This window comes from Pseudarthrobacter sp. NCCP-2145 (assembly GCF_023708005.1).
In the GTDB taxonomy this organism is placed as follows: Bacteria; Actinomycetota; Actinomycetes; order Actinomycetales; family Micrococcaceae; genus Arthrobacter; species Arthrobacter oxydans.
Genome location: NZ_BRCG01000040.1, coordinates 1 through 9,481 on the forward strand (window position 1 = coordinate 1; position 9,481 = coordinate 9,481).

The 9,481-nt window shown below is 67.1% G+C and carries 10 protein-coding genes; 8 read left to right on the plus strand and 2 right to left on the minus strand.

Annotated features, from left to right (window positions below):
• Positions 1-86: 86 nt before the first annotated feature.
• The 5 genes from NFU08_RS20625 to NFU08_RS20645 all read left to right on the plus strand — a co-directional run bounded on the left by NFU08_RS20625 (position 87) and on the right by NFU08_RS20645 (position 4,634).
• Complete coding sequence (locus tag NFU08_RS20625; protein ID WP_174180576.1) at positions 87-1,505, plus strand: GntP family transporter; 1,419 nt, start codon at positions 87-89, stop codon at positions 1,503-1,505.
• Entirely contained in the window at positions 1,505-2,356 is an 852-nt protein-coding gene (locus tag NFU08_RS20630) for a class II fructose-bisphosphate aldolase (protein ID WP_251425911.1), read from the plus strand. The genes NFU08_RS20625 and NFU08_RS20630 overlap by 1 nt, the downstream gene beginning before the upstream one ends.
• Positions 2,357-2,455: 99 nt before the next feature.
• Positions 2,456-2,860, plus strand: a complete 405-nt coding sequence (locus NFU08_RS20635) for a DUF1304 domain-containing protein (protein WP_251425913.1) — start codon at positions 2,456-2,458, stop codon at positions 2,858-2,860.
• Positions 2,861-2,952: 92 nt separating this feature from the next.
• Positions 2,953-4,284 carry an acyltransferase gene (locus NFU08_RS20640; protein WP_251425915.1) on the plus strand — a complete coding sequence of 444 codons (1,332 nt, stop codon included), beginning with the start codon at positions 2,953-2,955 and terminating at the stop codon, positions 4,282-4,284.
• A 20-nt stretch (positions 4,285-4,304) separates the two neighbouring features.
• Complete coding sequence (locus NFU08_RS20645; RefSeq protein ID WP_174180570.1) at positions 4,305-4,634, plus strand: GNAT family N-acetyltransferase; 330 nt, start codon at positions 4,305-4,307, stop codon at positions 4,632-4,634.
• Positions 4,635-4,722: 88 nt separating this feature from the next.
• On the opposite strand, the gene NFU08_RS20650 is transcribed toward NFU08_RS20645, so the two are convergent.
• The gene (locus NFU08_RS20650) at positions 4,723-5,034 is read right to left on the minus strand and encodes a hypothetical protein (protein ID WP_174180568.1); all 312 of its coding nucleotides are present in this window, start codon (positions 5,032-5,034) and stop codon (positions 4,723-4,725) included.
• Positions 5,035-5,229: 195 nt separating this feature from the next.
• Positions 5,230-5,574, minus strand: a complete 345-nt coding sequence (locus NFU08_RS20655; RefSeq protein WP_251425917.1) for a hypothetical protein — start codon at positions 5,572-5,574, stop codon at positions 5,230-5,232.
• A gap of 282 nt (positions 5,575-5,856) precedes the next feature.
• On the opposite strand from NFU08_RS20655, the gene NFU08_RS20660 reads away from it, so the two are divergent.
• Genes NFU08_RS20660 through NFU08_RS20670 form a run of 3 tightly spaced genes read left to right on the plus strand, consistent with a single transcriptional unit; the run spans position 5,857 to position 9,475 of the window.
• Positions 5,857-7,458 (plus strand): pyridoxal-dependent decarboxylase, encoded by a 1,602-nt coding sequence (locus NFU08_RS20660; protein WP_251425923.1) that lies wholly within the window; start codon positions 5,857-5,859, stop codon positions 7,456-7,458.
• Positions 7,455-8,885, plus strand: coding sequence for a lysine N(6)-hydroxylase/L-ornithine N(5)-oxygenase family protein (locus tag NFU08_RS20665; RefSeq protein ID WP_251425919.1), 1,431 nt, complete (start codon positions 7,455-7,457; stop codon positions 8,883-8,885). Before NFU08_RS20660 ends, NFU08_RS20665 begins: the two co-directional genes overlap by 4 nt.
• Entirely contained in the window at positions 8,882-9,475 is a 594-nt protein-coding gene (locus NFU08_RS20670) for a GNAT family N-acetyltransferase (protein WP_251425921.1), read from the plus strand. The genes NFU08_RS20665 and NFU08_RS20670 overlap by 4 nt, the downstream gene beginning before the upstream one ends.
• The last annotated feature ends 6 nt before the right edge of the window (positions 9,476-9,481 follow it).

Genomic DNA, 9,481 nt, shown 5'->3' on the forward strand with positions numbered 1-9,481 from the left:
GCACCCTCCCTCCCTGCCGTTCCCCAGCATTCCCCTCGAAAAACCAGCTCGCTAGTCTTGACTGGCGATGTCAAAGGAGACACACGATGAGCGCACTAGCTCTCCTGGCCATAGCAGCGGCGGGCGTCGCCCTGTTGCTTGTGGCCGTCATCAAGTTCAAAATCCCCGCCTTCCTCGCCCTTCTGGTGGTCAGCGTCGCTGTTGCCCTGGTGGCGGGCATTCCGCTGCCGGACGTCATCAAAACGGTCACCGAAGGCATGGGCGGAACCCTCGGGTCCGTGGCCATTTTGGTCGGCCTCGGCGCCATGCTCGGCAAGATGATCGAAATTTCCGGCGGCGCACAGTCGCTGGCCGGCAAGTTCACGCAGCTGCTCGGCCCCCGCCGGGTCATCGCCGCGTTGACGGCCGCAGCCTTCCTGCTGGCCATCCCCGTCTTCTTCGACGTCGGATTCATCATCCTGATCCCCATCATCTACGGCTTCGCAAAGGCCGCCGGCGTCAACCCCGTCAAGATCGGCCTTCCGGTGGGCGCCATCATGCTCGCCATCCACGTTGTTGTCCCTCCGCACCCCGGCGTTGTGGGCGGCGCCGGCATCCTCGGCGCGGATATCGGCTGGACCACCATCCTCGGCCTCGTACTCTGCATTCCCGTGGGCGTCCTGGGCTACTTCGTTGCCCGCAGGCTGAACCGCCGCGACTTCCCCATGCTTCCCGCCACCGCCGAGCAGTTCCGCCTCTTTGGCACCGGCACGTCCCAGGTTGAACAGGAAGCCGCGCAGGGGACCTCCTCCGTGGCTGTCAGGAACCAGGTGAAGACGGCCCCCAGCCCGGCCATGATCATCACGCTCATCGTCCTGCCCATCCTGATGATCATGGTTGGCACCGTAGGCGCGGTCATCCTGCCCAAGGACTCCTTCCCCGCCCAGCTGGCCGCCTTTGTTGGCGCCCCGCTGATCGCCCTGCTCACCGCCCTGGGCCTGGCGTACTACTTCCTGGGAATCCGCCGCGGCTGGTCCTCCCAGCACACCGGCGAAGTCATGGACTCAGCCCTGGCTCCCACCGCCATCGTCATCCTGGTCACCGGTGCGGGCGGCGTCTTCGGCAAAGTCCTCACTGTCTCCGGCATCGGCAAGGCCCTCGCCGAAGGGCTGCAGACTGCAGGCCTTCCGGTCATCGTGATGGCGTTCATCCTCGCCGCCATCCTGCGCGCTTCCCAGGGTTCCGCCACCGTTGCCATCATCACCACCTCCGGCCTGCTGGCAGCATCCGTTGCCGACGGCGGGTTCTCACCCATCCAGACGGCCCTCATCCTGGTTGCGATCGGGTTCGGCGCCTTCGGACTCAGCCACGTCAATGACTCCGGTTTCTGGATCGTCACCCGGTACCTGGGGCTGTCCGTGGCTGACGGACTGAAGACCTGGACCGTGCTCACCACCATCCTGGGCCTGGCCGGGTTCGCGCTGACCTTCCTGGTGTGGGTCCTCGTGGGAGGCCTGGGCGTCTGATGCGCACCCGACTCGACCACCTGGTGACCTCGGCCCTCCAGCACGGCTCCGCCGTCCCGGCCTTCACCTGCTACGACTTCACCACGGCCATGGCAGTGGTGGTCGCAGCGGAGGAGGCGGGCCGCGGCGCCATCCTGCTGGTGGCTCCCAAGACTGCCGCCACGCCCAACGGACTGCGCCTCATAGGAGCCCTCCGGGGTCTCGCTGATGCCGCATCCGTGCCTGTGGCCGTGCAGCTTGACCACGCAACGGACCTTCAGGTGATGGCCGACGCCGCCGCGGCAGGGGCGGATTCCGTCCTCGCCGACGGTTCCGCGCTGCCGTACGAGGACAACATCGCGCTGGTCCGTGGTGCCCGGTCGCTCCTGGGCCCGGATGTTGTGCTTGAGGCCGAGCTTGGCGGCCTCGCCGGAGACGAGGACCGCGCCTTTGGTGCAGACCAGTCCGGTGTGGCCGTGGCCGGCCTGACGGATTCGGCGCTGGTGGAGGACTTTGTGTCCCGGACCGGCGCGGAACTGCTCGCCGTGGCGGTGGGGAACGTGCACGGCAAGTACAAGGGGGAGCCGCAGCTGCGCTGGGACGTCCTGCAGGACATCGCTGTGCGGACGCATATTCCGCTGGTGCTGCATGGTGCCTCGGGGATTGCCGCGGAGGAGCTGGTGAAGGCAGCCGCCATGAATGTTGGCAAGGTCAACTTCAACACCGAGCTCCGCACCGGGGTGCTGGCCACGCTGCAGGACCAGCTGCCGGGGCACCGGTCCGACGGTGAAAACCTCCAGGGGCTCCTGGGCCACTGGAACAGCTCGGCCCGCACCTTCGCCGCCCAAACGCTGGCAACGCTCACCCGCTGACGTTCACTCGATTTCTTGTCCAGTTGTGCAGGGTTGGACCCGCCTGAAGTCTGCATCGGTGGACAAAAGCTCCCGGAAGGGGAGGCTAGGATCAATCCCATGATCCTGGCCTCCCTCTTTTTTGCCCTCCTGGCTGGTGCGCTCCACGTCTATATCTTCACCATGGAGTCCGTCACCTGGACCAGGCCTGCCACCTGGAAGCGCTTCGGTGTGGCCACCCAGGCGGACGCGGAGACCACCAGGCCGCTTGCCTATAACCAGGGTTTCTACAACTTGTTCCTGGCGGTGGGAGCTTTCGTGGGGGTAGGGTTCGTGGCGCTGGCACCGGAGGACCAGGTCCTGGCAACCGCAGGCTGGACCCTGGTCTTCAGCTGCTGCGGTTCCATGTTGCTGGCTGCGCTTGTCCTGGCCCTGACCGGCAGGAAGTACCTCCGCGCTGCCGCAACCCAGGGGGCCACGCCGCTGCTCGCCGTCGTGCTGGGTGCCGCCGCACTCGCTGTCTAGCCACGGCCGGCCCTCCCGGACCGCTCCTTAACCTGCGCCACGGGCAGGCGCACAATGGAGCTGTAACCGGCAGTACCGCAAAGGGATGCAACGTGGGCGGAGCGAAGGAGCAGGGGCCAGACCCGTACGCCGGTCCGGCAGGCGGCCGTGACGAGGTCCTGGACCTTGTCCGGTTCAGCTGCCTGGCGCTGGTGGTGATGGGGCATACCATGATGGTCAGCCCTGTGCTGCACGCGGACGGGACGGTGACCTCCGAAAACACGTTGGGGAACCAGGACTGGTTCGAGCCCGTCATCTGGGTTTTTATGGTCATGCCGCTGTTCTTCGTGGCCGGCGGGGCCACCGGCCTGCAGTCCTGGCAGCGGCTCAGATGCCAGGGCGGCACTGCCGCTGACTTCCTCCACGCACGGCTCCTCCGCCTGGTGCGTCCGGCCGCTGTCCTGCTGGCAGCCATGTTCCTTGGATTCTGGATGGCCGGACGGCTTGGGGTGCACCCCCAGGTGGTGCAGCTGATGGCGGCCGGCGCGGCGATGCCGCTCTGGTTCCTTGCCGCCTACCTCGCCGCGCAGCTGGCCATCCCGGTCCTGGCTGCTTTCCACGCCCGCGGTCCCTGGCTGGCCATCGGGAGCCTGACAGCCCTGGTGGTGGCTGTCGACTGCCTGCGGGCCACACTGCCGCTGCTCGCCTACGCCAACCTGGTGTTTCTCTGGTGCGCCGTCCAACAGCTGGGCTTCCTTGCTGCGGACGGCCGCTTCGCCAGGATTTCCCGCTCACGGCTGCTGGCGCTGGTGCTCACGGCGCATCTCCTGCTGGGCCTCCTGACGGCCCTGGGGCTGTACCCGGTCAACATGCTGGTGAACCTCAATCCGCCCAACCTCACCCTTTTCCTCCTGGGCGTTTCGCAGGTGGCCCTGCTCGAACTGGCACGGCCCGCGTTGGCCCCCCTCTGTTCCCTCGGCTGGGTTCGTACGGTGCTCCGCGTGGCCGGCGGACGCTCGCTGACCGTCTATCTGTGGCATCTTCCCCTCCTGGCGGGAATGTCGGGCCTGCTCCTTCTCACCCCCGTCCCGATGCCTGCCTCCGGAAGCGCGGAGTGGTGGTGGTCGCGGCCCTTGGTCCTGCTGGCGCTGGTTGTCCTGCTGGTGCCCGCCGTTGCGGCGTTTGGACGTCTCGAGGAACGTCCGACGGCGCCGCCCCGCTTCCGCCGCCGGCCCGCCTTCCAGGTGGCGGGCGCGGCAGTGGTTGTCTTTATCCCGGCAGCAGCCGCCGCCGTCAACGGGCTGACGCTTGGACTGCTGGGGGCCGCGGCCGTGTGCTTCCTGGCGGCGCTGGCGTTCCTGCGCGGAGTGCGGCTCCCGTTCCGGCGCGGACGGCCCAACGGCCAGGAAATGACGGCAGGGGAAGAGGCATTGCCAGCGGAGTGAAGTAGTGCCAGTGTCGAACCATGACCGAGAACATGACGTCCACCGAAGACCAGTTCAGCCCTGACGTTTCACTGGCACGCAATGATGCAGAGCACCGGTATGAGCTGCGGGTGGACGGGAAACTGGCTGTCCAGTCCTTCTTCACGGACAAGCCCGGCCACATCGACTTCAGCCACACGGAAACCACGGAGGGCTTTGAAGGCCAGGGCCTGGGGAAGGTGCTGGCCCACTTCGCGCTCGACGATGTTGTGGCCACCGGCAAAAGGATCATTCCCCATTGCCCCTTCATCGCAGCCTATTTACGGAAGCATGAAGGGTATGAACAGTTCGTTGACTGGCCGGACAGCTGACCCGCGGACTGCACGGGCAGCCTGCCAAGCAGGCGCCCGCACCGGACGTGCGGGCAAGCAATCCTGCCGCGGCGTCCTGCGGCAGCCCTCAGCTGGCCAGGGCGTGCCCGCTGAGGACGGGTGCGTCGATGGTGAAACCACACGCGCACCGGTAGGTCTCCACGTGCTCGGACACCGGGCCGGTGCCCACCGGGCCCACCGTGGTTCCATCCACGTGGACGGGCAGCCGGACAGGCAGTTCTTCCGGATCCACCCGCTGCATCGGAGCGCGGCAATGCATGCGGGAACTCAGTGTCAGAAGCAGCCCCATGTCCGCGGGCGGGGTGGCGTCCAGCAGGGTTTCTGCCCGTACGCCGGTCACGTCGGGCGCCGTAAGCTGGTGGTCTGCAACGGTGGTCATGATGGGTCATCCTTGGGCTTCTTCACGGAACTGCCGGCGTTGGCAGCCCCGCCGCGAACTGCTTGCGGAGGTTCATTTACCCCAACACCTAAGCATGCTTACTAATGCCCGGGCAAATCCGCCGGTGCTCCAGCGCACCTTTCCGCCGCGTGCCGGCCCCGGGGCTGGCGGGGTCCAGCGGTTACGGATGCCCCCTTAGCGACGCCGGCGCTGCCACTGCAGTGCATGCCAGAACAGCAGGCAGACCAGCGCCGCGAGTCCGGCGAAAATCGCGTAGGGGGCAAAGGTGAAAACGAGGAAAGATGTCGGCATGCCTCCCGCGGAGGGTCCCACCATGGAGTTCGCGTTGAGGAACACCCAGGCGCCGCCGCTGATGAGGGTGATGGTGAGGATCCACAGGGCAGCAATGAAGGGATTGACGGCCAGGCTGCGGCCCCTGCCGTAGTCTTCATCCCCCACAGCGGTGGCTTCGCTGCGGATGGGGTTCCCGCCGCTGTCCACTTCCCTGAATCCGATCGCGCCCGCTGGTCCCTGTTCCACGTTTCCCCCTGGTTGCCGCGCAGCCCGGTCCGGCCGCCCCAGTGCCAACCCTAGGCCCGTCGGGTCATGCCCGTCTTGTCATACGCCCGGACCGGTGCGGGAGATTGTGCAGCAGTCAGACCGCCCGCCGCCAGTCAATGACGGCTCCTGCGGTGCAAATTTGGCGGAATGGACACTGTTTCGGGAAATACATCACAAAAGTTTGATTAAAAGGGTTACCTAAGTAAGGCTGTGCTTTGTGATTTCCCGTAATTCCCAAGAGAAGGACGACCAGTGCCGCTGATGCCCCGCCTTGACGAGACAGATCTGGATAAGCCAGCCAACCCGGCGGCAGGGCCGGCCACCCTGGCCCCTGGCCACGATTTCGGCTCCCGCGTTGAACTGGCCCTGGGCGCCACGAACCACCTCCTGAACGCCCGCAATGCGACGCGCTATGTCGCCCAGATCCTGCAGGGCGTCACTGCCGTGGCCACCAAACTGGAGCGGACCGCCCGGCCGTTCACCGGCGTCGATCCCGCCGGCATGAAGGCGCGGGTGGGCGCCGTGGACCTTGACACCCCTCTGCCGGACACGGCGGCCGCGCTGCAGGAACTCGAGGACGTGTACCTGCGCGATGCCGTCTACTTCCACGATCCCAAGTACGCGGCCCACCTGAACTGCCCCGTGGTCATCCCGGCCCTGGTGGGGGAGGCTGTCCTGTCGGCGGTGAATTCCTCCCTGGACACGTGGGACCAAAGTGCCGGCGCCACCATGATCGAGCGGCGGCTCATCGACTGGTCGGCCGAACGGCTGCACCTTGGCGGCAGCGCGGACGGCATCTTCACCTCCGGCGGCAGCCAGTCCAACCTCCAGGCGCTGCTGATCGCGCGCAACCATGCAGTGGCCGGCCTCCGGCAGGACCCGGCACGCGCCGGCCTCCGCCTGCCGGCGCTGCTGGACACCCTGCGGATCTTCACCTCGGAGGACAGCCACTTCAGCATCCAAAAGTCGGCCTCCATGCTGGGCCTGGGGTTCGACGCCGTCATCGCCATCCGGTGCACGCCCGACCACCGGATGGATCCTGCCGCCCTCGCCGAGGCCATGGCGGACGCACGCGGCGCCGGCCTTGTTCCGATGGCGGTGGTGGCCACCGCGGGAACCACGGACTTCGGCGCGGTGGACCCGCTCGCGGAAACCGCCGCCCTGGCCCGGGCCTACGGTGCGTGGTTCCACATCGACGCCGCCTACGGGGGCGGGCTGATGGTATCCGGCCGATACCGCCGTCTCCTGGACGGAACACGGCTGGCGGACTCGGTCACGGTGGACTTCCACAAAACCTTCTTCCAGCCGGTCAGCTCCAGCGCACTGCTCGTCCGGGACCGTGCCATGCTGCGCCACATCACCTACTACGCGGATTACCTGAACCCGGAAAGCGCAGCCCTGGCCGAGATCCCCAACCAGGTGGACAAAAGCATCCAGACCACCCGCCGGTTCGACGCCCTCAAACTGTGGCTCACCCTGCGGATCATGGGAGCGGACGCCATTGGCGCCCTGTTTGACGAAGCCATCGACCTGGCCGCCCGCGTGGGCTCGCTGCTCGCTGCTGACGATGACTTTGACCTGGCCGCACCGCCGCAGCTCAGCACCCTCGTGTTCCGCTACCGGCCGCGCCTGGACAGCGGGGAGCGGCTGTCCGAGGACGCTGCTGACGCCCTCAACCCGGCCATCCGCGCCGCCGTCTTCGCCTCCGGAGAAGCTGTTGTGGCGGGAACAAAGGTGGGCGGCCGCCACTACCTGAAATTCACCCTGCTCAACGCCGAAGCCACATTGGAGGACATCGCCGGAATCATCGGCCTCCTCCGCACCACCGGCGCAGGACTCCTGAAGGGCGGGGCATCCGCATGAGCACCACCGACAACCGGAAGGCAGCCAACGGCAGGATCCATGACTTCGCGGCGATCGGCGTCGGGCCCTTCAACCTGGGCCTCGCGGCACTGGCCGCACCGGTGGAAGGCCTGGACGGCATCTTCCTGGAACAGCGGGACTCCTTTGAGTGGCACCCCGGCATGATGCTGGAACCGGCCCATCTGCAGGTCCCCTTCATAGCGGATTTGGTGACCCTCGCGGACCCCACCTCGCCCTACTCCTTCCTGAACTTCCTCAAGCAGACGGGGCGGCTGTACCGCTTCTACATCCGCGAAAATTTCTACCCGCTCCGGGCCGAATACAACCAGTACTGCCAGTGGGTGGCCGGGCAGCTGCCCGCCGTCCGCTTCGGCACGGCTGTGCTGGATGTGGCGTACGACGACGGCGTGTACCGGCTGTCCGTGTCCGGTCCGGACGGGCCGGAGGTGCTGTACGCGCGGCGGCTGGTGCTGGGCACCGGCACCACCCCCTACGTACCGGAGGCCGCCGCAGGCATCATCGCGGAGGCTGCCGCCGGCAGCGGGGGAGTGGCTTTCCACAACGCCGACTATCTGGCCCGCAAGTCGGAACTGCAGGGGAAACGCAGCATCACCGTCCTGGGCAGCGGCCAGAGCGCGGCGGAGATCTACTATGACCTTTTGCAGGAGGCGGACGCCCACGGCTACCGGTTGGACTGGGTCACCCGCTCCGGCCGGTTCTTTCCCCTGGAGTACACCAAGCTGACCCTGGAAATGACGTCCCCGGAATATGTCGACTACTTCCACGGCCTGCCGGAGCACCGGCGCGACCACCTGAACAAGACCCAGAAGAACCTCTACAAGGGCATCAACTCGGAGCTGATCGACGCCATCTACGACCTTCTCTACACCAGGAGCATCTCCGGCATGGTGGATACGCGGCTGCTGACCCATTCGTCCCTGACCGCCGCCCAGTGGAACCCCGCGGCAGGAAACCACACGCTGCACCTGAGGCACGACGAACAGGGCAGCTCCTACACCCTGGACACCGACGCCGTGGTGCTCGCCACGGGCTACAGCTACCGGGAGCCGGGATTCCTGGCAGGCGTGCGGGACCGCATCGCCCGGGACGGTGCCGGCAGGTTCGCAGTGGACCGGAACTACAGCACCGGCGTCCAGCCCGGGGAAATCTTCGTCCAGAACGCCGAACTGCACACCCACGGCTTCGTCACCCCGGACCTGGGCATGGGCGCGTACCGCAACTCCTGCATCCTGCGGGAAATCACCGGCCGGGAGGTGTACCCGGTGGAGGAGAGCATTGCCTTCCCGCAGTTCGGGGCACCCGCGGACCCGGTCGCCCGCGGCGGGGGACGTCCCCCCAGCCGACCCGGGAGCACCGCAGTTTACGGCACTGCAGCCGCTGGCATCGGGGCGGGGATGCCGGCATGAGGTTCTCGTTCCGCTGCCTCGATCCCGCAACCGATGCCGCACTCCTGCACAGCTGGGTGACCCGGCCCTACGCCACGTTTTGGGGCATGCTCTCCGCCACCGTTGAAGACGTGGCCCGGGAGTACGCAAAGATCCAGTCAAGCGGCCACCACCACGCCCTGCTGGGGCTCGACGGCGGCACTCCCGCCTTCCTGATGGAGGAATACCAGCCGGCCTACTCGCCGCTGGCAGCCGTTTATCCTGTCCTGCCCGGTGACGTGGGCATGCACCTGCTGGTGGCGCCGCCGTCGGAAGGTCCTGAGCCCGGCTACACCGCAGCGGTGATGGATGCTGTGCTGGGCCGCCTGTTCAGCGTGCCCGGGGTGGAGCGCATCGTGGTGGAACCGGATGCGCGGAACACAAAAATCCATGCCCTCAACGAGCGGCTGGGCTTCCAGCCCGCGGGTGTGGTGACCCTCCCGGACAAGGAAGCGCTGTTGAGCTTCTGCTGCCGGTCCGACTACCTCGCCGCCCGCACCACCCTGCCCGCCCGCACCACCCTTCCCGCCATGCCGTCCCGCCCGCTTATCCCCCAGGGAGCATCACTGTGACCATCC

Bases quoted from the DNA above. Each gene is read 5' to 3' on its own strand.
- NFU08_RS20635 (WP_251425913.1), top strand. From the start codon at position 2,456: ATGATCCTGGCCTCCCTCTTTTTTGCCCTCCTGGCTGGTGCGCTCCAC.
- NFU08_RS20650 (WP_174180568.1), bottom strand. From the start codon at position 5,034: ATGACCACCGTTGCAGACCACCAGCTTACGGCGCCCGACGTGACCGGC.
- NFU08_RS20645 (WP_174180570.1), top strand. From the start codon at position 4,305: ATGACCGAGAACATGACGTCCACCGAAGACCAGTTCAGCCCTGACGTT.
- NFU08_RS20660 (WP_251425923.1), top strand. From the start codon at position 5,857: ATGCCCCGCCTTGACGAGACAGATCTGGATAAGCCAGCCAACCCGGCG.
- NFU08_RS20665 (WP_251425919.1), top strand. From the start codon at position 7,455: ATGAGCACCACCGACAACCGGAAGGCAGCCAACGGCAGGATCCATGAC.
- NFU08_RS20630 (WP_251425911.1), top strand. From the start codon at position 1,505: ATGCGCACCCGACTCGACCACCTGGTGACCTCGGCCCTCCAGCACGGC.
- NFU08_RS20670 (WP_251425921.1), top strand. From the start codon at position 8,882: ATGAGGTTCTCGTTCCGCTGCCTCGATCCCGCAACCGATGCCGCACTC.
- NFU08_RS20625 (WP_174180576.1), top strand. From the start codon at position 87: ATGAGCGCACTAGCTCTCCTGGCCATAGCAGCGGCGGGCGTCGCCCTG.